A 21,996-nucleotide genomic window follows, 5' to 3' on the forward strand; every position below is an offset into this window, starting at 1 on the left:
TGTCAATTTGACTATAGATATTGTCATATCGACCATTTTATTAATAGTCATTTTGACTACTCATTAATGAGCATGATTTTATTTATATTTTAAAAACAATTAGATAAAAAACTGGCACGCAATCTGCAATTAGCAAGACATCTTTTTAGAACACGCTGAATAAATTGAGGTTGCTATGTCTATTGTGGTGAAAAATAACATTCATTGGGTTGGTCAACGTGACTGGGAAGTGCGTGATTTTCACGGTACAGAATATAAAACGCTGCGCGGCAGCAGCTACAACAGCTACCTCATCCGCGAAGAAAAAAACGTGCTGATCGACACCGTCGACCATAAATTCAGCCGCGAATTTGTGCAGAACCTGCGTAATGAAATCGATCTGGCGGATATCGACTACATCGTTATTAACCATGCAGAAGAGGACCACGCCGGGGCGCTGACCGAACTGATGGCGCAAATTCCCGATACGCCGATTTACTGTACTGCCAACGCTATCGACTCGATAAATGGTCATCACCATCATCCGGAGTGGAATTTTAATGTGGTGAAAACTGGCGACACGCTGGATATCGGCAACGGCAAACAGCTCATTTTTGTCGAAACGCCAATGCTGCACTGGCCGGACAGCATGATGACTTACCTGACAGGCGACGCGGTGCTGTTCAGTAACGATGCTTTCGGTCAGCACTACTGCGACGAGCATCTGTTCAACGATGAAGTGGATCAGACCGAGCTTTTCGAGCAGTGCCAGCGTTACTACGCCAATATCCTGACGCCGTTCAGCCGCCTGGTAACGCCGAAAATTACCGAGATCCTGGGCTTTAACTTGCCAGTCGATATGATAGCGACCTCTCACGGCGTGGTATGGCGCGATAACCCGACGCAAATTGTCGAGCTGTACCTGAAATGGGCGGCGGATTATCAGGAAGACAGAATCACCATTTTCTACGACACCATGTCGAATAATACCCGCATGATGGCTGACGCTATCGCCCAGGGGATCGCGGAAACCGACCCGCGCGTAGCGGTGAAAATTTTCAACGTCGCCCGAAGCGATAAAAACGAAATCCTGACCAATGTCTTTCGCTCAAAAGGCGTGCTGGTCGGCACTTCGACGATGAATAACGTGATGATGCCGAAAATCGCCGGGCTGGTGGAGGAGATGACCGGATTGCGCTTTCGTAATAAACGCGCCAGTGCTTTCGGCTCTCACGGCTGGAGCGGCGGTGCGGTGGATCGTCTTTCCACTCGCCTGCAGGATGCAGGTTTCGAAATGTCGCTTAGCCTGAAAGCCAAATGGCGACCGGATCAGGACGCTCTGGAGTTATGCCGTGAACACGGTCGTGAAATTGCCCGTCAATGGGCGCTTTCGCCGCTGCCGCAGAACACGGTGAATACGGTGGTTAAAGAAGAAACCTGTGCCACCACGACGGCTGATCTCGGTCCGCGGATGCAGTGCAGCGTCTGCCAGTGGATTTACGATCCGGCAAAAGGCGAGCCAATGCAGGACGTTGCACCGGGAACGCCGTGGAGTGAAGTTCCGGATAACTTCCTCTGCCCGGAATGTTCCCTCGGCAAAGATGTCTTCGACGAACTGGCATCGGAGGCAAAATGAGTTACGGCATTGTGATCATTGGTTCGGGCTTCGCCGCCCGCCAACTGGTGAAAAATATCCGCAAACAGGACGCTACTATTCCATTAACCCTGATTGCCGCCGACAGCATGGATGAGTACAACAAACCTGACCTCAGCCATGTTATCAGCCAGGGGCAACGTGCCGACGACCTTACCCGCCAGACGGCAGGTGAATTTGCCGAGCAGTTTAATCTGCGCCTGTTTCCGCACACCTGGGTGACGGATATCGATGCCGAAGCCCATGTGGTGAAAAGTCAGAATAATCAGTGGCAATACGACAAGTTAGTGCTGGCAACCGGTGCCAGCGCCTTTGTCCCGCCAGTGCCCGGTCGTGAGTTAATGCTGACGTTAAATAGTCAGCAAGAGTATCGCGCCTGTGAAACACAACTGCAGGATGCCCAACGCGTGTTGATTGTCGGCGGTGGTTTGATTGGTAGCGAACTGGCGATGGATTTTTGTCGGGCAAGCAAAGCGGTCACGCTGATTGATAACGCCGCCAGCATTCTGGCGTCGTTAATGCCGCCGGAAGTAAGCAGCCGCTTGCAGCATCGGTTGACGGAGATGGGCGTTCATCTGCTGTTAAAATCTCAGTTGCAGGGGCTGGAAAAAACGGATTCTGGCATTCTGGCAACGCTGGACCGCCAGCGTAGCATCGAAGTGGATGCGGTAATTGCCGCCACCGGACTGCGCCCGGAAACCGCCCTGGCACGACGCGCCGGGCTGACGATTAATCGCGGCGTTTGCGTCGACAGTTATCTGCAAACCAGTAATGCCGATATTTATGCGCTGGGCGATTGCGCGGAAATTAACGGTCAGGTATTGCCGTTCCTCCAGCCGATTCAACTTAGCGCGATGGTGCTGGCAAAAAATCTTCTCGGCAATAACACGCCGCTGAAACTACCGGCGATGCTGGTGAAAATCAAAACGCCGGAATTACCGCTGCATCTGGCAGGCGAAACCCAGCGTCAGGATTTACGCTGGCAGATTAATACCGAACGCCAGGGAATGGTGGCGCGCGGCGTTGACGATGCAGACCAGCTTCGCGCCTTTGTGGTCAGTGAGGATCGGATGAAAGAGGCATTTGGATTGTTGAAAACGTTGCCGATGTAGGCGGGCTACTGTACCCAAAATGTCGGATGCGACGCTCGCGCGTCTTATCCGACCTACGGGGAGCGCATCCGGCAATGGTGTCCAAATGCAACACGTTTTATCCGTTCTGGACTTCACCCGCTAACCAACGAGCCGCAGCAATAACCCCCTGCCCCAGAGACAAGCCGCCATCACCCGCCGGTAAACTCTGCGGAAAGAGCAACGTGAAATCAGCGAGATAATGCGCCAGACGCGCACGCAGCAAACGGTTATGAATAACCCCACCGCTAAATACCAGCGTAGTGATACCGCGCATCGTGGCCTGCTCACGCATCAACGCGGCAAAACCCTGCGCCAGCGCATCATGAAACGCCCACGCGCGTTGATTAACCGGTGCCTGCCAGTTCAGCCACTGCTGCCAGAAAGTGGCGAGATCCAGTTGATTGTCCACCAGCGGCATCGTCACCGGATGCGTCACTCCGTGGCACGAAGCTGCGAGTGCCTCCAGGGCACAAGCCGCTTCACCTTCATAACTTAACGTGGCTGGCGCACAGCCCAGTGCCGCCGCTACGGCATCGAACAAACGCCCACACGATGACGCCAGCGGCGCGTTAATTCCACGCTCAATGGCCCGCGCCAGCACGCTCCAGTTTTGCTGTTGCACACTTGCTGTTTCAGGGTAATTCTGCCACTCCGGCACAAAGCGCAGGCACTGCGCCAGCAGGTTTCGCCACGGCTGCTTCGCCGCCAAATCGCCACCCGGAAGCGCCACTGCAGGCAAGCCGCCCAAGTGCTCACATTCGCGATAGTTCACCCGCAGGCACTCGCCGCCCCACAAAGCGCCGTTCTCCCCCATACCGATACCGTCGAGCGTCAAAGCAATGACATCACCGCCATCCAGCGGCCAGTGATGTTCTGCCAGACACGCCGCCGCGTGAGCATGATGATGCAGCACCGTTTGCGTCGGCAGATTCATTTCGCTCGCCCACTGGCTGGAGACATAGCCCGGATGCACGTCATGCACAACGTATTGCGGGGTAAAATCGTAGATGTTTTGCATCAGGCGTAACGCTTCGCGCCACTGCATCTGGATGCCATCGTCACTTAAATCGCCCAGATGCTGACTCAACACCGCTTGTTCACCGCGCACCAGGCAGAAGGTATTTTTCAGATCCGCGCCGAGACACAGCACAGGCGGAACATTTTTAAAGCCCGGAGGCAAAGCCAGCGCATCCGGCACATACCCCCGCGAACGGCGCAGCATTTCGCCGCTTTCGCGCACCACTGAATCATCCATCCGCTGCACGATGTCGCGGTTATGTATCAAGAATCCGTCGGCAATGCCCTGCAAATCCGCCAGCGCCTGTGCGTTGCTGATAGCCGGTGGTTTACCGCTCAGGTTGCCGGAGGTCATCACCAGCGGGCATTGCAGTTCCTGTAACAGCAAATGCTGGAGCGGATTCGCAGGCAACATCACCCCGACTTCGTTAAGGCCAGGGGCGATATCATCACAAAGCTCAGGAACGTATTTTTTATCCACCAGCACAATCGGCGCGGCGGGCGTGGTGAGCAACTGGCGGGCAGCGTCTGGTAAACCGTCTGCCACTGGCAACATGACCGCCAGCGGTTTCGCCGGGCGATTTTTGCGCGCCCGAAGTGTCGCCACCGCGTTACTGTTACGTGCATCGCAGGCGAGATGAAATCCGCCAATCCCTTTGATGGCGACAATGTTGCCCATTTTTAACTGTGCGATAGCTGCCTGTAATGCCGCATCTTGTTCCTCATGTTCACCATGACTTACCCATTCAAGATGCGGGCCACACTCCGGGCAGGCCACCGGCTGGGCGTGGAAGCGACGATCGAGCGGGTCACGGTATTCTTTGTCACAAGCCGAACACAGCGGAAACGCCGCCATCACGGTAAACGGGCGGTCGTAAGGCATCGCGCGAATAATGGTGAAACGCGGGCCGCAGTGGGTACAGTTGATAAACGGATAACGATAACGCCGTTCGCCTGGGGTATTCATTTCGGCAAGACAGGCAGGGCAAGTAGCGGCATCGGGAACAATTTGCGTATTCATGACGCCGCCCGCGCTCTGGCGGATAGTGAACTCAGTGGGCAGTTGTGACCAGATAAACGGCTCACGCTCGACGCTATCAATACGCGCCAGCGGCGGACAGTGCTGATGTAATTGAACAAGAAACGTTTCCGGGTCTTCCAGCAGCCGGACTTCTACGCCATCGCCGTCATTACAGACATCGCCGTGAAGATTTAATTGCTGTGCCAGCTGCCAGACAAACGGACGAAAACCGACGCCCTGCACTTTGCCACGAATACGCAGTTGGACACCGCAAGATGTGTTTTTTGCCATTGAGTTATTCCCGCCATCATGAATTGCGTAACCCGCCCAGCCGGACACGACAGCGTCGCATCCGGCAGCCACAGGTCGGCGATACCGCCCGCACCGTATTCTACGAATATTTCCGGGAATTCCTTTGATGCCAGAACAGTTCTGTAAGATTTTTAGAACATCAGCGCCGTGCGGCGGCGTTTTTCTGCGCTCAGTTGTTCAAGTTTATTACGATCGACACAAATCAGCGCATGGGTCGGGCAAGCCGCCATACACGCCGGGCCGTCTTCACGATGGTTGCACAGGTCGCATTTATTGGCTTCAGCTTTGTCAGCACGTACATTCAGCCCCGCGCCGCTGTTGCGAATCACCGGACGTACCACCACTTCCATCGCGCCATACGGGCAAGCCACAACGCAGGTTTTGCAACCAATGCAACGTTCCTGCATCACATGAACAAACCCTTTATCACGGCTGATAGCACCATTCGGGCAGACGTTAGCGCACGGTGCATCTTCACACTGACGGCAGACTGTTGCCGTGGAAATGTTCACACCTTTAATGACATGGATTCGCGGTAAAAAAGTTTCCGGGGTCAGCGATGCACAGTCCTGATTTTCCTGATGAGAAACCACGCACGCCACTTCACAGGTACGGCAACCAATACATTTACTCGCGTCAGCAATGATGAAACGGTTCATCAAATTCTCCAGCAATGACAGTTAATGCGCCGATACATTCACAAATCATGCCAGTTTTTAATTTGCTGTTATTTAAGGAAATTAATTTCTGTGATGCAGGAAAAACGATGTCATCGACACTAGTGACGATGACATGTGATGACAGTGTTTATTGCGAAAGAGCAATGAGTGAGTCGCGGCGGATCAGTTTTCCGCTGAAGGTTTTCGGCGGTGAGAAATCCCCGCCATCGAGCATAAAAATCAGCCGTCCAATAATTTCCTGAATCATCTCAGTCACCGGAATTTTTACGCTGGAGAGCGCCGGAACGGTGTAGGGGTCAATTGCGATGTCATCAAATCCAATCACCGATACCTGCTCTGGCACCGCTACGCCGCGCTCGTGTAACGCTTTCATCGCACCTATCGCCATATCGTCGTTACTGGCAACTAACGCGCTAAATTTAGCCCCACGTTCGAGCAACGTTTCTACCCCTTCGGCCCCGCTGGCGGGCGTCCATTTACCGTTAGCGATAAGTTTTTCATTGAGAGCAATACCATGCTGCGACAGCGCGTCTTTATACCCGGCAAGACGTTCAATGCTGGTGGGGGAATCCATCGAGCCGGTAAGGAAAGCAATCTCCTGATGTCCGGCGTTTATCAACTCTGCCACGGCATTAAAGCTGGTCTGTTTATGATCGCACCAGACGCTATGGCTGCTGTTTTTGCGCAGGCGGCGATTAAGCACCATTATCGGCTGACTGTGCGCGTCAATGATGTCATCGATCTCATCCACGCTTAAAAAACGCGGGTAAATCATGATGGCATCGCAGCGCAGATCCAGCAGATACTGAATCGCCTGGCGCTCTTCTTCGGCGCTATGTTTGCCATCTGCCAATAGCAACTGTCGCCCTTTCTCTTCCGCCATTCGCGCGGCATGAAACAGTAATTCACTAAAATAAATGCCGTGGTAAAGCGTGTTGGTCACTACCAGCCCCAGCGTCTGAGTACTCTTCGCCGACAGATTGCGCGCCAGCAAGTTTGGACGGTAACCGCTCTCTTCTACCGCCTGAAACACGCGATCTTTAGTCTCCTGGCTGACGTAGCCATTACCTGAAAGCACGCGGGAAACGGTCGCTTTTGAAACCCCGGCGCGCTTCGCCACTTCCAGCATCGTCGTCATCATTTTCATCCCTTTACACGCAATCAACGCAGTGTACTGCACCGTTTGCCGATTGTCCTTGCGCAATCGGCGGGAAAAATATTCAGGTGACCGGTTTCACAAATATAAAAAATGAACAATTAACTCTCTTGCTTATTTTTTGACAACTATTCATGATTTTGTGAAACCGGTTTCTTAATTCCGTTTCAGCATCGGCATTTTTCCGTCCCGTCGACTGATAACAACTACATCTACCCTACTGATAACAGGATAAAATCCGATGGCCAAAAATTATGCGGCGCTGGCACGCTCGGTGATAGCGGCACTGGGCGGCGTTGATAACATCTCGGCAGTCACGCACTGTATGACGCGTTTGCGCTTTGTTATCAAAGATGACCAGCTTATCGACAGCCCGACGTTAAAAACCATCCCCGGCGTGCTCGGCGTGGTACGTAGTGACAACCAGTGTCAGGTAATTATCGGCAATACCGTTTCGCAAGCCTTTCAGGAAGTCGTCAGTCTGCTGCCGGGAGATATGCAGCCCGCACAGCCCGTGGGTAAACCTAAACTCACGCTACGTCGCATTGGTGCGGGGATCCTTGATGCGCTGATCGGCACCATGTCACCGCTGATCCCGGCGATTATCGGCGGATCGATGGTCAAACTACTGGCGATGATCCTCGAGATGAGCGGCGTGTTGACAAAAGGATCGCCGACCTTAACCATTCTGAATGTGATTGGTGACGGTGCTTTCTTCTTCCTGCCGCTAATGGTCGCGGCATCTGCCGCCATCAAATTTAAAACCAATATGTCGCTGGCGATTGCCATCGCGGGTGTGCTGGTACATCCGAGTTTTATTGAACTGATGGCGAAAGCGGCCCAGGGTGAACATGTCGAATTTGCCCTGATTCCGGTCACCGCGGTGAAATATACCTACACGGTGATCCCGGCGCTGGTGATGACCTGGTGCCTGTCATATATCGAACGATGGGTGGACAGCATTACACCGGCGGTAACCAAAAACTTCCTCAAGCCGATGCTGATTGTGTTGATTGCCGCACCACTGGCAATCCTGCTAATTGGCCCGATTGGTATCTGGATCGGTAGCGCCATTTCGGCGCTGGTTTACACCATTCATGGTTATCTGGGCTGGCTTTCAGTCGCCATTATGGGCGCGCTGTGGCCTCTGCTGGTAATGACCGGGATGCACCGCGTCTTTACGCCAACCATCATTCAGACCATTGCCGAAACCGGCAAAGAAGGGATGGTCATGCCGTCCGAGATCGGCGCTAACCTGTCGCTGGGCGGTTCATCGCTGGCGGTGGCGTGGAAAACGAAAAACCCGGAACTGCGCCAGACGGCGCTGGCTGCGGCGGCATCAGCCATTATGGCGGGGATTTCCGAACCGGCGTTATACGGCGTGGCGATCCGCCTGAAACGTCCGCTTATCGCCAGTCTTATCAGCGGTTTTATTTGCGGGGCGGTTGCCGGTATGGCGGGGCTTGCCAGCCACTCAATGGCAGCGCCGGGGTTATTTACCAGCGTGCAGTTCTTCGATCCGGCGAATCCAATGAGCATCGTCTGGGTGTTCGCCGTCATGGCGCTGGCGGTTGTGCTGTCGTTTATCCTCACACTGTTGCTCGGCTTTGAGGATATTCCTGTTGAGGAAGCGGCTGCCGAGGCGCGAAAGCATCAGAGCGTACAACCGACCGTCGCCAAAGAAGTAAGTCTTAATTGAGGATGAAAATGTCAGTATTTCCAGAAGGTTTTTTATGGGGCGGCGCGCTTGCCGCCAACCAGTCTGAAGGTGCGTTCCGTGAAGGTGGCAAAGGACTGACCACGGTCGATATGATCCCACACGGCGAGCATCGAATGGCGGTGAAACTGGGGCTGGAAAAACGTTTTCAGTTGCGCGATGACGAGTTTTATCCCAGCCATGAGGCGACGGATTTTTATCATCGTTATAAAGAAGATATCGCCCTGATGGCAGAGATGGGATTCAAGGTTTTCCGTACCTCAATTGCCTGGAGCCGTCTCTTTCCGCAGGGCGATGAAATCACGCCCAATCAGCAGGGCATTGCTTTTTATCGTTCTGTCTTTGAAGAGTGTAAAAAGTACGGTATCGAACCGCTGGTCACGTTGTGCCACTTCGATGTGCCGATGCATCTGGTCACCGAATACGGCTCCTGGCGTAACCGCAAGCTGGTGGAGTTTTTCAGCCGCTACGCCAGAACCTGCTTTGAAGCCTTTGATGGCCTGGTGAAATACTGGCTCACCTTCAATGAAATCAACATTATGTTGCATAGCCCGTTCTCCGGCGCGGGTCTGGTGTTTGAAGAAGGTGAAAATCAGGATCAGGTGAAATATCAGGCCGCGCATCACCAGCTGGTTGCCAGTGCGCTAGCCACCAAAATCGCCCATGAGGTTAACCCGCAAAATCAGGTGGGCTGTATGCTGGCGGGCGGCAACTTCTACCCTTACAGTTGCAAGCCGGAAGATGTCTGGGCGGCGCTGGAGAAAGATCGGGAAAACCTGTTTTTTATCGATGTGCAGGCGCGGGGCGCGTATCCGGCTTACTCTGCCCGCGTATTTCGCGAAAAAGGGGTAACCATAGATAAAGCGCTGGGCGATGATGAGATCCTGAAAAACACCGTCGATTTTGTCTCTTTCAGCTATTACGCCTCGCGCTGCGCCTCGGCGGAGATGAACGCCAACAACAGCAGTGCGGCGAACGTGGTGAAATCGCTGCGTAACCCGTATCTGCAAGTGAGCGACTGGGGCTGGGGAATTGATCCACTCGGTCTGCGTATCACCATGAACATGATGTACGACCGCTATCAGAAGCCGCTGTTTCTGGTGGAAAACGGCCTCGGCGCAAAAGATGAACTTGCTGCCAATGGCGAGATTAACGATGACTATCGCATCAGCTATTTACGCGAACATATCCGCGCAATGGGCGAAGCGATTGCAGATGGCATTCCGCTGATGGGCTACACCACCTGGGGCTGTATTGATTTGGTTTCCGCCTCAACGGGTGAAATGAGCAAGCGCTACGGTTTTGTCTACGTAGACCGTGACGACGCAGGCAACGGCACGCTGGCGCGCACACGTAAGAAATCGTTCTGGTGGTATAAAAAAGTGATTGCCAGTAATGGTGAAGATTTAGAGTAAGTAACAGTGCCGGATGCGGCGTGAACGCCTTATCCGGCCTACGTGTCGCACGAACCAGGAAGGCCCGATAAGCACAGCGCATCGGGCAATCTGGCGTTTGCTATCAGTTCTGATTCCCTCATCAAAAACATCCCTGTCCTGATTCCTTACTGAAAAACTACTCTTCTTCCACCGCTAACTGCGTAAATCCGCCGTTCCCTTCCCAGCCTTCCAGTCGTTGATAAACGGTTTCAACCGCATCTTTAATCGGTTGGGTCATCGGGTAGTAAAAGCCGACGATATCCGGCTGGATGCCGAGGAAAATCACTTCGCCAATGTCTTCTTTCAACTGGTCGATAAGATAGTTCAGCGGCATATTATGGGTCGTCATCATAAACATCTCGGCGATGTCATCCGGGTCGATGATGCGGATCTCGCCGGGGTTTAGTCCCATATCAGTGGCGTCGACAATCAGCAGTCGTGTCGGGCGCAGTTCGCGGATGGCGACAATGTCGTTTTCCGGTGCGCTACCGCCATCAATCACCACCCAGTTACCTTTCGGCGCGGCGGCGCACTTTTCCGCCAGCAGCGGACCTGCGCCATCATCGCCCATCATGCTATTGCCAACACAGAGTAAAACGTCAGTCACGCAATCTCCTCACCATCAAATAGATGGCGTTTTCCTGATGAATATCGTGCAGCATACTTAACAGCATTGTACTCCATTCCTTCTGCTGCGAAGTTTGCGCTGCCCGGGCTTTATCGAATGCGTTGGCCAGCATCGGCACATGGTTAATGTCGATGACGATCTCACCATATTTCGGCACGCCTTCCATTTTGCGGCGGGCTTCGCTGCCCGCTTCCAGAGTAGCAATCCATGCCAGATATTCATCCCACGGGCAGGTGAGCGCCGCTTCCAGGCAATCGATAACCCCAAGGTGGTGACCAATCGCCAGGCTGTAATAGACCACCTGCTGCGCCTCGGCGGGCGTGGCATCGTTCTCATCAATAAATTTACGGCTCAGTTGACTGAACACCACCTTTTCACTCATCGGATACGCGCCTCTTCAACAACATGATTCAGATGGCTGACAATCTCGTTCAGACGCGGATCGTTTTCCGCTTCCAGCCAGCGTGCAACCTGCTCTTCGCCCTGCCCTAACTGTGTCAGGAAATCATCGGCAATCTGGCGACCGTAACGGTAACCTGCCAGGCGGCGTGCTTCGCGATCCACTTTCACGCGCAGCGGCTGCACCATATCGCCATGCAGGATCTCCGCCGGCTGTTCATCCAGTTCACCCGGCCCACGAGCGTGAATTTTCTGCTCCAGCAGGCCGAGTGCCATTGCAAAGCCGTACAGCGTGGCGGCTGGTGTTGGCGGGCAGCCAGGGATATAAACATCCACCGGGACGATTTTATCCGTACCGCCCCACACGCAGTAAAGATCGTGGAAGATCCCGCCGCTGTTACCGCAGGCACCGTAGGAGATACAGATTTTCGGGTCCGGCGCGGACTGCCACGCACGTAGCGCAGGGGATCGCATTGCACGGGTGACCGCGCCGGTAAACAGTAAAATATCCGCATGACGCGGTGACGGAACGACTTTAATGCCGAAGCGTTCTGCATCGAAAAGTGGCGAAAGCGTGGCGAAAATTTCGATTTCGCAGCCGTTGCAGCCGCCGCAGTCCACGCGGTAAACGTAGGCAGAACGTTTGATTTTTTTCAGTAACGACGCCTTCATGCTGGCGATGGACTCATCCACCGTCATCGGGACCGGAATGCCGTTGGCGTCACGGGGGCCTAATAAATTGCTCATCAGATGGCCTCTTTCATATGGCGAGTCAGTTCAATACGGTCGGACGGCACCAGGCATTTCTGGCGCTTACATTCCGGGCAAGTCTCAAAGCTTTCGCGGTGGTTTTCCGCGCGGCTGTCGCCGTTGTGCTTAAGCAGCGCAATGGCGTAGTCGATCTCTTTCTGAACGGCGAAAGGACGATTGCAGACGCGGCAGTTGCACAGCGCAAAGCGGGACTGTTGCAGGAAATCTTCTTTCTTCCACACCGCCAGTTCGTACTCTTGCGACAGTTTGATCGCCGCCGTCGGGCAGACTTCTTCGCAGCGTCCACAGAAGATGCAGCGGCCAAGATTGAACTCCCAGGCCAGCTCACCGGTGGCGAGGTCAGTTTCAACCGTTAAGGCGTTTGACGGGCAGGCATTGACGCAGGCCGCGCAGCCGATGCACTGCTGCGGGTTCTGCTCTGGCTTACCACGGAAGTTTTTATCAACCGCAATCGGCTCCAGCGGATAAGACGAGGTCGCCGTGCCGGTTTTGATAACTTTTTTGATAAAGGTAAACATGGCGATTCCTTATTTCAGCGGCGAGTTTTTACGCTCAATGCTGTAGCGCTCGAGTTCTTTATACGGCACCACTTTGCTCTTCTTCTTACGCACATCGACCACGGTCATGCGGTCGGTACAGGAGTAGCAAGGGTCCAGGCTACCGATAATCAGCGGCGCATCGGAAACGGTGTTGCCGCGCAGCATGTAACGCAGGGTCGGCCAGTTCGCGTAGGTCGCGGCACGGCAGCGCCAGCGGTACAGCTTCTGGTTGTCACCGGTCATGCTCCAGTGGATATCATCGCCGCGCGGCGCTTCGGCAAAGCCCAGCGCAAAGCGGTGCGGAATGTAGGTAAAGCCTTCCACCATCAGTGGGCCACCCGGCAGGTTATCCAGACCGTAGTCGATCATGTTCAGCGCGGTATAGACTTCGTTGATACGCACTTTCAGACGGGAAATAACGTCGCAGCCCTGCTCGCTGTGGACTTCCATTGGCAGCAGGCCATAGCCGACAAATGGGTGATCGGCGCGGGTATCGCGGGCGTGACCGCTGGCGCGGACCATCGGGCCAACGTTACTGAAGTCGCGAGCGATTTCCGGGTCCAGACGACCAATGCCGACAGTGCGCTGTTCCATGTTCGGCGTACTCAGCAGCACATCCACCAGCTCCTGCACTTCACGACGCATCTGTTGCGCCAGCTGGCGGGTCTGGATCATGTCATCTTTCAGCAGATCGCGACGAATCCCGCCGATCAGGTTCAGGCCGTAAGTTTTACGCGCACCGGTAAGGATCTCTGCCATTTTCATTGAGGTTTCACGCACGCGGAAGAACTGCATAAAACCGGAGTCAAAGCCAGTGAAGTGGCAGGCCAGGCCGAGGTTCAGCAGGTGCGAGTGCAGGCGTTCCACCTCCAGCAGAATGGCGCGGATCATCTGCGCACGTTCTGGCACCTGAATACCCATCGCGTTTTCCACTGACGTGGTGTAGGCGGTGCTGTGGGCGAAGCCGCAGATCCCGCACACACGGTCAGAGAGGAAGGTCACTTCGTTGTAACCCATGCGGGTTTCCGCCAGTTTTTCCATGCCGCGATGGACATAGAACAGACGGTAGTCGGCGTCGATAATGTTTTCGCCATCAACGAACAGACGGAAGTGGCCCGGTTCGTCGGAAGTGACGTGCAGCGGACCAATCGGCACGACGTTGTTTTTCTTGTCGCCCAGTTCGTTGATGAACTCGTAGGTTTCAGCATCGGTGGTCGGTGCCGGACGTTGACGATAATCCATGCTGTCTTTACGCAGCGGATAAAGTTCATCCGGCCAGTCATCCGGCAGCACCAGACGACGTTCATCCGGCAAACCAACCGGAATCAAACCGTACATATCGCGCACTTCGCGCTCGCCCCACACCGCCGCCGGAACGCGTGGCGTCACGGACGGATACTCCGGTTTGTTGGCGTCAACTTCAACACGCACGGTTACCCAACATTTGGTGCCCTTCTCCATCGACAGCACGTAGTAAACGGCGTAATGACCGTTCAGTTTGCGTTCGTCGTTACCAAACAGCACCGACAGCCAGCCGCCCTGTTTGTAGTAGAGGAACTCCACCACTTCCGGCAGATAGTTCACCTTCACGGTGACAGTCAGCTGATCTTTGGTCTGCCAGGCGTGGTCCAGCACGACGCCCGGAAATGCCTCATTCAGCGCGGCGAGATAATGTTGACCTAATTTTTCTTCAGACATGCTCAAACTCTCTTTAATCACGCCGCCAGCAAGGAGACGAACGCTAAAAATGCAAAACCAAAACCAGCCCAGGTAATGCGCGGAGTAATATCAAGACGCAGACGGGCCATGCTGTTTTCGAATAGCGCGATAACCAGTACGCCGACCACCAGTTTGACGATGGCAATCACCAGCGCCAGCAGCAGCCCACCAGCGGTGAAGGTTTCCATTTGTCCCCACGGAATAAACACCCCGACGAACATCTGCAACACCACCAGCTGTTTCAGGCTGATACCCCATTTCATTACGCCAAAACCGCTACCGCTGTATTCAGAGAGCGGGCCTTCCTGCAACTCCTGCTCGGCTTCCGCCAGGTCGAACGGCAGTTTGCCCATTTCGATAAAGGTGGCGAATGCACAGGCACAAAGCGCCAGCACCAGCGGGATGCTCTGGCTCAGCGGCCAGTGATAAACGGTGTCGGTGATGTTGCTGATATTGGTGGAACCAGCAACCTGCGCGGCGACCCACAGACCAAGCAACAACATCGGTTCGACCAGCACGCCAAGCATCGCTTCACGGCTCGCGCCGATGGCGGTAAACGGGCTGCCGGTATCCAGACCAGAAATGGCAAAGAAGAAACGCGCGATGGCGAAGAGATACAGTAAGGTGATCAAATCAGCCAGTTGCGGCAGCGGAGAACCAACGGTTACTACCGGCAGCGCAGTAGCGATAGTCAGCATGACACCCACCATCACATAAGGCGTCAGGCGGAACACCCAGCCGGAGGCATCCGGGCCAACGCTCTGGCGGCCCAGCAGTTTGATAATGTCGCGATACTCCTGCAACACGCCCGGCCCGCGACGATTATGCAGACGGGCGCGCGCCACGCGGGTTATACCGGAGAGCAGCGGCGCAACGGCAAATAACACCAGCGCCTGAATTAACGGATATAAAACACTCATTCTCAGGCTCCTCGTGAAACAATAATCACCACCAGTACCGCCAGTTCAACCAGCGCCATCCGGCGGAACAGCAACGCACTACCTTCGCACTGCCAGCCCGGCACCAGCGACACCGGATTCAGCCATTTGCGCAGTTTCAGCACTGGCGCAAACGCCTGTTTAACCGGCATGGCAAAACCATGAGCGGTAATCACCATTGATTTTTCGTGGTCGTAGCCGCACACCCAGGCCGCGCCACGGGAACGTGACGGCAGACGGTCGCCTTTGCAAATCGCCATGATGATGAATGGCAGCAGCGGGCAGGCAATCAGCAGCAGTGTGATCATCGGTTGAGAAACGGTGGTGTTGGCGGGTTCCAGCGGCAGAGGTACAGCAGCCGACAGCATCGGCAGCAGCCACGGCGCAGCAACACCGCCAATTACGCAGCAAATCGCCAGTGCCACCACGCTGACGCTCATCAGGAGCGGCGCACAAGTGGCGTTTTCGGCTTCTTTGGTACGCGGCGCACCGAGGAACGTGACGCCATAGACTTTCGCCATACACATCACCGCCAGCGCACCGGTAATTGCCAGCCCCACAGCGAGCAGCGGCCCCAGCAGACGGGCAACAAACGCGCCGCTATTGCTCAATTTGAAGAAGGATTGATAGATAACCCATTCCCCGGTAAAACCGTTCAGCGGCGGCAGCGCAGCCATTGCCATCAGCCCGACTAACATAGCGATGGAGATAACCGGCATTTTCTTGCCAATACCACCGAGTTTTTCGATATCGCGATGACCGGTACGGAACCAGACGCTCCCCGCCCCGAGGAACAGTACGCTTTTGAACAGGCTGTGGTTAAGCAGATGGTACAGACCACCGACCAGGCCAAGAGCAATCAGCGCCGGTTGTTCAAGCGCGATACCCGTTACGCCAGCGCCCAGCCCCAGCAGGATAATGCCGATATTTTCCAGGGTGTGGTAAGCCAGCAGACGCTGGATGTTGTGCTCCATCAACGCATACAGACCGCCGACGAACGCGGTGATCATGCCGAGCACCAGCAGCGCGATCCCCCACCACAGCGGCGCGTTACCACCCAGCAGCGACAGGGTTAAAATGCCCAGCAGGCCAATTTTCATCACCACCGTAGAAAACAGCGCGGCAGCTGGCGCAGAGGCGTTAGCATGTGCCTGCGGCACCCAGCCGTGCAGAGGAATAATCCCGGCCAACAGGCCAAAGCCAATCACACCGAGCAGCCAGATATCGGAACCGAGCGGCAGTTGCTGCACACGCAGATCCAGCAGGCGCAGATCCAGCGTGCCGTAACGCTGCCAGAGCAGCCAGCAGGCAATCGCCAGCAGCAAAGTACCAAGACGCCCCAGCGCAAACCACAGTTTGCCCTCTTTACTGTTGCTGGTGAGGAACACCGCGCACAGGGCCATGATTTCTGCCATCACAACTAACATGCCCAGGTTGCTGGCGATGACGGCACAGACGGCCGCAGCCATCAACATATTGATCTGCAAGCCGTTGCACTTCACCTGCGCGTGGCGATGCCAGTCAATGTTGTAGAGGCTGACAAACAGACCGCACAGGCCGAGCGTAATCAGCCAAATCGCGTTAAGCGGAGAGATTTGCACATCGTAGCTTATCAGTGACAGCGCACCGCTCACGCCAACCGCGCCAGTCAGCACGGTGAAACCTGCCGCTGCGGTGTACAGGCTACCAACCGCGCCGCCAATTCCGGCAATCCAGCCGCTTAGTGCCTTATGAAAAGAAAAGAGAAATGCCAGAACAGCGGCGGCGGCAAACCACGCCACGCCGCTATTGATCAGGGAAATTGCGCTCATTTAGCCTCTCCACTTTGAGCCTGCTGAAACAAGGTGAGATCGCCAAAGTCCGTGTTAAAGGTCAGCTCACGCTTACGTTTGCTAACGCGGGCGATATCGGTGTTATCCACCAGGTGCAGGGCTTTGGTCGGGCACATCCGCACGCAGGCCGGACCTTGTTCATCAAAGCTACAAAGGTCACATTTGACGGCGATCGCGCGAATACCTGGCACCCAGTCAAGCAGCGTGCTGACACGCGCCGGAGCAGGCGGTGCCGGTGGCGCTTTCGGGGTATTGGCATTTGCAGGAATATCCAGCGGACGGCTGCCGGAAAATTCGATTGCGCCGAACGGACAGGCAATGCCGCACAGTTTGCAGCTTACGCACAGGCTTTCATTCAGCTGCACGGCCCCATCAACACGAGTGATAGCATTAACCGGGCAGACCACCGCACAGGGCGCATCTTCACAGTGGTGACAGAGCTGCGGCGCAGATTCTTTTTCATTTAGCATCACTCTCAGGCGCGGCATTGATTGCAGGCCGTGCTGGCGATGCGTCTCTGAACAGGCGGCCTCACAGGTGTGGCAGCCGATACAGAGCGTGGAGTCAGCAATTACAAAACGATTCACCGGGCATTCCTCAGGTGATTGTCATTTTTGACGAAAACATGCCGATGAAATGTCATTTTCGACACTCATCGACACGCCCATCCCCAAACAGGCATGATGCCTGCAAACCGGACAAAGCCTCAGCTCATGCTGCTGAGCTTTGTCCCTTTACCAGTTGGCTTAAATTCACCGGCGTATTGTTCTCAATGGCGGTGTATAAGTTGTCGTAAACACCAGCGATTTTTTCGAGATAGTGTTCCAGAACCTGTTCGCGATTGCGGATGTTGACCTTGCCATCAATCATGCCGTCAATGCTTAACTGAGCCTGTGCAATCAGCTGCTTGTCTTCGCCGTCTTTCGTTTCGACGTAGTACTCGATGGTGTGGCTGTTAAAACCATCCGCCAGGGTGACGTAAATGCGAAAATGTTCAAAAAGTACGAAACAGAGTTCTTTATCTGGCGCGCAACTCATGGCGTGGTGCAGACGCGCTTTTGATAACGTGATCCCCTGAACCAGCGAATTGCAGTAGATATGCCACTGGTCCTGTAGGCGACGATGCCGCTGTGCGATGTAATCGGCTTTCTCGCTTATTTCCCAAATAGTCATTGTCAGGTTACCCGTTTAACAGAGATGCCAGCCTTAAGCATTTTTTGTGCCAATTTTTAATTCATTGTTATTTATATACTTTTCATAATACAGCCGACTTTCGACGCCATGACGACGTGTCATTTCGACATCATCGACATTGTTCACATCAGGGATAATCAACACTGGCATAATTATTGCTTGTCACGGGCAACAGTTAATGGGAGGCGATATGCACGAAATAACCCTCTGCCAGCGGGCACTGGAATTGATCGAACAGCAGGCCATACAGCACGGCGCAAAACGCGTAACTGCGGTCTGGCTCAAAATTGGCGCATTTTCTTGTGTCGAAACCAGCTCTCTTGCCTTTTGTTTTGATCTGGTTTGCCGCGGCAGCGTGGCAGAAGGTTGTAAACTGCACCTCGAAGAACAAGAGGCCGAGTGCTGGTGTGAAACATGCCAGCAGTATGTAACGCTACTGACCCAGCGCGTCCGCCGCTGTCCACAGTGTCATGGCGACATGCTGCGCATTGTGGCAGACGACGGTTTACAGATTCGGCGGATAGAAATAGACCAGGAGTGAGCGATGTGTACAACATGCGGTTGCGGTGAAGGCAACCTGTATATCGAGGGTGATGAACATAACCCTCATTCCGCGTTTCGTAGCGCGCCATTTGCCCCGGCGGCACGGCCGAAGATGAAAATCACCGGCATTAAAGCGCCTGAATTTACCCCGAGCCAGACCGAAGAAGGCGACCTGCATTATGGTCACGGCGAAGCTGGCACTCATGCACCGGGTATGAGCCAGCGTCGGATGCTGGAAGTCGAAATTGATGTGCTGGACAAAAACAACCGTCTGGCTGAACGCAACCGCGCGCGCTTTGCTGCCCGCAATCAGTTGGTACTCAACCTGGTTTCCAGCCCTGGTTCCGGTAAAACCACCCTGCTGACGGAAACTTTAATGCGCCTGAAAGATAGCGTTCCGTGTGCGGTGATTGAAGGCGACCAGCAAACCGTGAACGATGCAGCCCGCATTCGCGCTACCGGCACACCAGCTATTCAGGTGAATACCGGTAAAGGCTGCCATCTCGATGCACAGATGATCGCTGATGCCGCACCGCGCCTGCCACTGGACGATAACGGTATTCTGTTTATCGAAAACGTCGGTAACCTCGTATGCCCGGCGAGCTTCGATCTCGGAGAAAAACACAAAGTCGCGGTACTTTCCGTCACTGAAGGCGAAGACAAACCGCTGAAATATCCACATATGTTTGCCGCCGCCTCACTGATGCTGCTCAACAAAGTTGACTTGCTGCCGTATCTCAACTTTGACGTTGAGAAGTGCATCGCCTGCGCCCGCGAAGTCAATCCAGAAATTGAAATCATCCTTATTTCCGCCACCAGCGGCGAAGGGATGGACCAGTGGCTGAACTGGCTGGAGGCACAGCGATGTGCATAGGCGTTCCTGGCCAGATTCGCACCATTGACGGCAACCTGGCGAAAGTCGACGTCTGCGGCATTCAGCGCGATGTTGATTTAACGCTAGTCGGCAGCTGCGATGAAAACGGTCAGCCACGCGTGGGCCAGTGGGTACTGGTTCACGTTGGCTTTGCCATGAGCGTAATTAATGAAGCCGAAGCGCGTGACACTCTCGACGCCTTACAAAATATGTTTGATGTTGAGCCGGATGTCGGTGCGCTGTTGTATGGCGAGGAAAAATAATGCGTTTTGTTGATGAATATCGCGCGCCGGAACAGGTGATGCAGTTAATTGAGCATCTGCGCGAACGTGCTTCACATCTTTCATACACCGCCGAACGCCCTCTGCGGATTATGGAAGTGTGCGGCGGTCATACCCACGCCATCTTTAAATTCGGCCTCGACCAGTTACTGCCGGAAAACGTTGAGTTTATCCACGGACCTGGTTGTCCGGTGTGCGTTCTGCCGATGGGCAGAATCGACACCTGCGTGGAGATTGCCAGCCATCCGGAAGTCATCTTCTGTACTTTTGGCGACGCCATGCGCGTACCGGGGAAACAGGGGTCGTTGTTGCAGGCAAAAGCACGCGGTGCTGATGTGCGCATCGTCTACTCGCCAATGGATGCGTTGAAACTGGCGCAGGAGAACCCAACTCGTAAAGTGGTGTTCTTCGGCTTAGGGTTTGAAACCACCATGCCGACCACTGCCATCACTCTGCAACAGGCAAAAGCCCGCGATGTGCAGAATTTTTACTTCTTCTGCCAGCACATTACGCTGATCCCCACGCTGCGCAGTTTGCTGGAACAGCCGGACAATGGCATCGACGCGTTCCTCGCGCCGGGCCACGTCAGTATGGTAATTGGCACCGACGCCTATAATTTTATCGCCAGCGATTTTCATCGTCCTCTGGTGGTCGCTGGTTTCGAACCTCTTGATCTACTGCAAGGCGTGGTGATGCTGGTAGAGCAGAAAATAGCGGCCCACAGCAAGGTAGAGAATCAGTACCGGCGAGTGGTGCCAGATGCGGGTAATTTGCTGGCACAACAGGCGATTGCTGACGTCTTCTGCGTCAATGGCGACAGCGAATGGCGCGGCTTAGGCGTAATTGAATCTTCTGGTGTGCACCTGACGCCGGATTATCAACGATTCGATGCCGAAGCACATTTCCGCCCAGCACCGCAGCAGGTTTGCGATGACCCTCGCGCACGTTGTGGTGAAGTATTGACCGGCAAATGTAAGCCGCATCAATGCCCGCTGTTTGGTAACACCTGTAATCCTCAAACCGCGTTCGGCGCACTTATGGTTTCCTCCGAAGGAGCATGTGCCGCATGGTATCAGTATCGTCAGCAGGAGAGTGAAGTGTGAACAATATCCAACTCGCCCACGGCAGCGGCGGCCAGGCGATGCAGCAATTAATCAACAGCCTGTTTATGGAAGCCTTTGCCAATCCGTGGCTGGCAGAACAGGAAGATCAGGCACGTCTTGACCTGGCGCAATTAATGGCAGAAGGCGATCGTCTGGCCTTCTCCACTGACAGCTACGTCATCGACCCGCTGTTCTTCCCTGGCGGTAATATCGGCAAGCTGGCGATTTGCGGCACGGCCAATGACGTTGCGGTCAGCGGCGCTATTCCGCGCTATCTCTCCTGTGGCTTTATCCTCGAAGAAGGATTGCCGATGGAGACGCTGAAAGCCGTGGTTACCAGCATGGCAGAAACCGCCCGCGCGGCAGGCATTGCCATCGTTACTGGCGACACCAAAGTAGTACAGCGCGGCGCGGCTGATAAACTGTTTATCAACACCGCTGGCATGGGCGCAATTCCGGCGAATATTCACTGGGGAGCACAAACTCTCACCGCAGGCGATGTTCTGCTGGTTAGCGGTACGCTCGGCGACCACGGAGCAACTATCCTTAACCTGCGCGAGCAGCTGGGGCTGGACGGCGAACTGGTCAGCGACTGCGCGGTACTGACGCCACTGATTCAGACGCTGCGCGACATTCCCGGCGTGAAAGCGCTGCGCGATGCTACCCGTGGTGGAGTGAACGCGGTAGTTCATGAGTTCGCGGCAGCCTGCGGTTGCGGTATTGAACTTTCAGAAGCAGCGCTGCCGGTTAAACCTGCCGTGCGTGGCGTTTGCGAGCTGCTGGGTCTTGATGCCCTTAACTTTGCCAACGAAGGTAAGCTGGTGATTGCTGTAGAGCGTAACGCGGCAGAGCAAGTGCTGGCGGCGCTGCGTTCCCACCCACTGGGACAAGATGCAGCATTAATTGGCGAAGTGGTTGAGCGTAAAGGTGTTCGTCTCGCTGGACTTTATGGCGTGAAACGAACTCTCGACCTACCACACGCCGAACCGCTACCTCGTATATGCTAATAAAAATCTAGCCCCTGGAATTTGTCATTTACCTTTTGCACCGCTTAGCGGTGCTTTCCTGGA

General features: G+C 54.7%; 21 protein-coding genes. 9 read left to right on the forward strand and 12 right to left on the reverse strand.

Going from position 1 to position 21,996, the window contains the following annotated elements:
* Nucleotides 1–175: 175 nt before the first annotated feature.
* Together norV and norW are read left to right on the forward strand one after the other, a co-directional pair.
* A complete protein-coding gene (gene norV / locus D9734_RS11685) occupies nucleotides 176–1,615 on the forward strand; it encodes an anaerobic nitric oxide reductase flavorubredoxin (RefSeq protein WP_000029630.1) in 1,440 nt (479 codons plus the stop codon).
* Nucleotides 1,612–2,745 carry an NADH:flavorubredoxin reductase NorW gene (norW, locus tag D9734_RS11690; protein WP_130207618.1) on the forward strand — a complete coding sequence of 378 codons (1,134 nt, stop codon included), beginning with the start codon at nucleotides 1,612–1,614 and terminating at the stop codon, nucleotides 2,743–2,745. Before norV ends, norW begins: the two co-directional genes overlap by 4 nt.
* 97 nt (nucleotides 2,746–2,842) lie before the next feature.
* On the opposite strand, the gene hypF is transcribed toward norW, so the two are convergent.
* The 3 genes from hypF to ascG all read right to left on the reverse strand — a co-directional run bounded on the left by hypF (nucleotide 2,843) and on the right by ascG (nucleotide 6,934).
* Nucleotides 2,843–5,095 carry a carbamoyltransferase HypF gene (gene hypF / locus D9734_RS11695; protein WP_130207620.1) on the reverse strand — a complete coding sequence of 751 codons (2,253 nt, stop codon included), beginning with the start codon at nucleotides 5,093–5,095 and terminating at the stop codon, nucleotides 2,843–2,845.
* A gap of 152 nt (nucleotides 5,096–5,247) precedes the next feature.
* Nucleotides 5,248–5,775 carry an electron transport protein HydN gene (gene hydN, locus D9734_RS11700; RefSeq protein ID WP_001078777.1) on the reverse strand — a complete coding sequence of 176 codons (528 nt, stop codon included), beginning with the start codon at nucleotides 5,773–5,775 and terminating at the stop codon, nucleotides 5,248–5,250.
* A 148-nt stretch (nucleotides 5,776–5,923) separates the two neighbouring features.
* A complete protein-coding gene (gene ascG, locus D9734_RS11705; protein ID WP_165383281.1) occupies nucleotides 5,924–6,934 on the reverse strand; it encodes a DNA-binding transcriptional regulator AscG in 1,011 nt (336 codons plus the stop codon).
* A gap of 259 nt (nucleotides 6,935–7,193) precedes the next feature.
* Here ascG and ascF point away from each other — a divergent pair, with 259 nt between their 5' ends.
* Together ascF and ascB are read left to right on the forward strand one after the other, a co-directional pair.
* Entirely contained in the window at nucleotides 7,194–8,651 is a 1,458-nt protein-coding gene (gene ascF / locus D9734_RS11710; protein ID WP_057688061.1) for a PTS cellobiose/arbutin/salicin transporter subunit IIBC, read from the forward strand.
* Between the two features lie 8 nt (nucleotides 8,652–8,659).
* Nucleotides 8,660–10,084 (forward strand): 6-phospho-beta-glucosidase AscB, encoded by a 1,425-nt coding sequence (gene ascB, locus D9734_RS11715; RefSeq protein ID WP_130207624.1) that lies wholly within the window; start codon nucleotides 8,660–8,662, stop codon nucleotides 10,082–10,084.
* A gap of 157 nt (nucleotides 10,085–10,241) precedes the next feature.
* Here the strand turns inward: ascB and hycI are convergent, their stop codons facing one another.
* The 9 genes from hycI to hycA form a co-directional block, all read right to left on the reverse strand.
* Complete coding sequence (hycI, locus tag D9734_RS11720; protein ID WP_130207626.1) at nucleotides 10,242–10,712, reverse strand: hydrogenase maturation peptidase HycI; 471 nt, start codon at nucleotides 10,710–10,712, stop codon at nucleotides 10,242–10,244.
* Entirely contained in the window at nucleotides 10,705–11,115 is a 411-nt protein-coding gene (gene hycH / locus D9734_RS11725; protein WP_001291918.1) for a formate hydrogenlyase assembly protein HycH, read from the reverse strand. Before hycH ends, hycI begins: the two co-directional genes overlap by 8 nt.
* Nucleotides 11,112–11,879: a formate hydrogenlyase subunit HycG gene (gene hycG, locus D9734_RS11730; RefSeq protein ID WP_000067390.1), complete on the reverse strand. Its 768-nt coding sequence runs from the start codon at nucleotides 11,877–11,879 to the stop codon at nucleotides 11,112–11,114. Before hycG ends, hycH begins: the two co-directional genes overlap by 4 nt.
* Nucleotides 11,879–12,421, reverse strand: coding sequence for a formate hydrogenlyase subunit HycF (gene hycF / locus D9734_RS11735; RefSeq protein WP_000493785.1), 543 nt, complete (start codon nucleotides 12,419–12,421; stop codon nucleotides 11,879–11,881). The genes hycG and hycF overlap by 1 nt, the downstream gene beginning before the upstream one ends.
* 9 nt (nucleotides 12,422–12,430) lie before the next feature.
* The gene (hycE, locus tag D9734_RS11740; RefSeq protein WP_001288134.1) at nucleotides 12,431–14,140 is read right to left on the reverse strand and encodes a formate hydrogenlyase subunit HycE; all 1,710 of its coding nucleotides are present in this window, start codon (nucleotides 14,138–14,140) and stop codon (nucleotides 12,431–12,433) included.
* A gap of 17 nt (nucleotides 14,141–14,157) precedes the next feature.
* Nucleotides 14,158–15,081 (reverse strand): formate hydrogenlyase subunit HycD, encoded by a 924-nt coding sequence (gene hycD / locus D9734_RS11745; protein ID WP_130207628.1) that lies wholly within the window; start codon nucleotides 15,079–15,081, stop codon nucleotides 14,158–14,160.
* A 2-nt stretch (nucleotides 15,082–15,083) separates the two neighbouring features.
* Nucleotides 15,084–16,910 (reverse strand): formate hydrogenlyase subunit 3, encoded by a 1,827-nt coding sequence (hycC, locus tag D9734_RS11750; protein WP_130207630.1) that lies wholly within the window; start codon nucleotides 16,908–16,910, stop codon nucleotides 15,084–15,086.
* A complete protein-coding gene (gene hycB, locus D9734_RS11755; protein WP_001079186.1) occupies nucleotides 16,907–17,518 on the reverse strand; it encodes a formate hydrogenlyase subunit HycB in 612 nt (203 codons plus the stop codon). Before hycB ends, hycC begins: the two co-directional genes overlap by 4 nt.
* A 124-nt stretch (nucleotides 17,519–17,642) precedes the next feature.
* Complete coding sequence (gene hycA / locus D9734_RS11760) at nucleotides 17,643–18,104, reverse strand: formate hydrogenlyase regulator HycA (RefSeq protein ID WP_130207632.1); 462 nt, start codon at nucleotides 18,102–18,104, stop codon at nucleotides 17,643–17,645.
* A 211-nt stretch (nucleotides 18,105–18,315) separates the two neighbouring features.
* Here hycA and hypA point away from each other — a divergent pair, with 211 nt between their 5' ends.
* From hypA to hypE, 5 genes are read left to right on the forward strand one after another with little or no spacing between them, the layout of a single operon-like run.
* Nucleotides 18,316–18,666: a hydrogenase maturation nickel metallochaperone HypA gene (gene hypA / locus D9734_RS11765; protein ID WP_130207634.1), complete on the forward strand. Its 351-nt coding sequence runs from the start codon at nucleotides 18,316–18,318 to the stop codon at nucleotides 18,664–18,666.
* A gap of 3 nt (nucleotides 18,667–18,669) precedes the next feature.
* Nucleotides 18,670–19,542, forward strand: a complete 873-nt coding sequence (gene hypB, locus D9734_RS11770) for a hydrogenase nickel incorporation protein HypB (RefSeq protein ID WP_064528082.1) — start codon at nucleotides 18,670–18,672, stop codon at nucleotides 19,540–19,542.
* The gene (gene hypC, locus D9734_RS11775) at nucleotides 19,533–19,805 is read left to right on the forward strand and encodes a hydrogenase 3 maturation protein HypC (RefSeq protein ID WP_000334874.1); all 273 of its coding nucleotides are present in this window, start codon (nucleotides 19,533–19,535) and stop codon (nucleotides 19,803–19,805) included. The genes hypB and hypC overlap by 10 nt, the downstream gene beginning before the upstream one ends.
* Nucleotides 19,805–20,926 carry a hydrogenase formation protein HypD gene (gene hypD / locus D9734_RS11780; RefSeq protein ID WP_130207636.1) on the forward strand — a complete coding sequence of 374 codons (1,122 nt, stop codon included), beginning with the start codon at nucleotides 19,805–19,807 and terminating at the stop codon, nucleotides 20,924–20,926. The genes hypC and hypD overlap by 1 nt, the downstream gene beginning before the upstream one ends.
* Entirely contained in the window at nucleotides 20,923–21,933 is a 1,011-nt protein-coding gene (gene hypE, locus D9734_RS11785) for a hydrogenase maturation carbamoyl dehydratase HypE (protein WP_130207638.1), read from the forward strand. The genes hypD and hypE overlap by 4 nt, the downstream gene beginning before the upstream one ends.
* The last annotated feature ends 63 nt before the right edge of the window (nucleotides 21,934–21,996 follow it).

Origin of the sequence: Escherichia sp. E14S1, assembly GCF_004211995.1 — a bacterium.
Taxonomy (GTDB): Bacteria; Pseudomonadota; Gammaproteobacteria; order Enterobacterales; family Enterobacteriaceae; genus Escherichia.

What these genes read in the sequence shown, in the direction of transcription:
- hycD (WP_130207628.1), bottom strand. Translation starts at nt 15,081, where the DNA reads ATGAGTGTTTTATATCCGTTAATTCAGGCGCTGGTGTTATTTGCCGTT.
- hycE (WP_001288134.1), bottom strand. Translation starts at nt 14,140, where the DNA reads ATGTCTGAAGAAAAATTAGGTCAACATTATCTCGCCGCGCTGAATGAG.
- hycG (WP_000067390.1), bottom strand. Translation starts at nt 11,879, where the DNA reads ATGAGCAATTTATTAGGCCCCCGTGACGCCAACGGCATTCCGGTCCCG.
- hypA (WP_130207634.1), top strand. Translation starts at nt 18,316, where the DNA reads ATGCACGAAATAACCCTCTGCCAGCGGGCACTGGAATTGATCGAACAG.
- hypB (WP_064528082.1), top strand. Translation starts at nt 18,670, where the DNA reads ATGTGTACAACATGCGGTTGCGGTGAAGGCAACCTGTATATCGAGGGT.
- ascF (WP_057688061.1), top strand. Translation starts at nt 7,194, where the DNA reads ATGGCCAAAAATTATGCGGCGCTGGCACGCTCGGTGATAGCGGCACTG.
- hycH (WP_001291918.1), bottom strand. Translation starts at nt 11,115, where the DNA reads ATGAGTGAAAAGGTGGTGTTCAGTCAACTGAGCCGTAAATTTATTGAT.
- hycA (WP_130207632.1), bottom strand. Translation starts at nt 18,104, where the DNA reads ATGACTATTTGGGAAATAAGCGAGAAAGCCGATTACATCGCACAGCGG.
- norW (WP_130207618.1), top strand. Translation starts at nt 1,612, where the DNA reads ATGAGTTACGGCATTGTGATCATTGGTTCGGGCTTCGCCGCCCGCCAA.
- hycC (WP_130207630.1), bottom strand. Translation starts at nt 16,910, where the DNA reads ATGAGCGCAATTTCCCTGATCAATAGCGGCGTGGCGTGGTTTGCCGCC.
- hypD (WP_130207636.1), top strand. Translation starts at nt 19,805, where the DNA reads ATGCGTTTTGTTGATGAATATCGCGCGCCGGAACAGGTGATGCAGTTA.
- hydN (WP_001078777.1), bottom strand. Translation starts at nt 5,775, where the DNA reads ATGAACCGTTTCATCATTGCTGACGCGAGTAAATGTATTGGTTGCCGT.
- norV (WP_000029630.1), top strand. Translation starts at nt 176, where the DNA reads ATGTCTATTGTGGTGAAAAATAACATTCATTGGGTTGGTCAACGTGAC.
- hycF (WP_000493785.1), bottom strand. Translation starts at nt 12,421, where the DNA reads ATGTTTACCTTTATCAAAAAAGTTATCAAAACCGGCACGGCGACCTCG.
- hypF (WP_130207620.1), bottom strand. Translation starts at nt 5,095, where the DNA reads ATGGCAAAAAACACATCTTGCGGTGTCCAACTGCGTATTCGTGGCAAA.
- ascB (WP_130207624.1), top strand. Translation starts at nt 8,660, where the DNA reads ATGTCAGTATTTCCAGAAGGTTTTTTATGGGGCGGCGCGCTTGCCGCC.
- ascG (WP_165383281.1), bottom strand. Translation starts at nt 6,934, where the DNA reads ATGACGACGATGCTGGAAGTGGCGAAGCGCGCCGGGGTTTCAAAAGCG.
- hypC (WP_000334874.1), top strand. Translation starts at nt 19,533, where the DNA reads ATGTGCATAGGCGTTCCTGGCCAGATTCGCACCATTGACGGCAACCTG.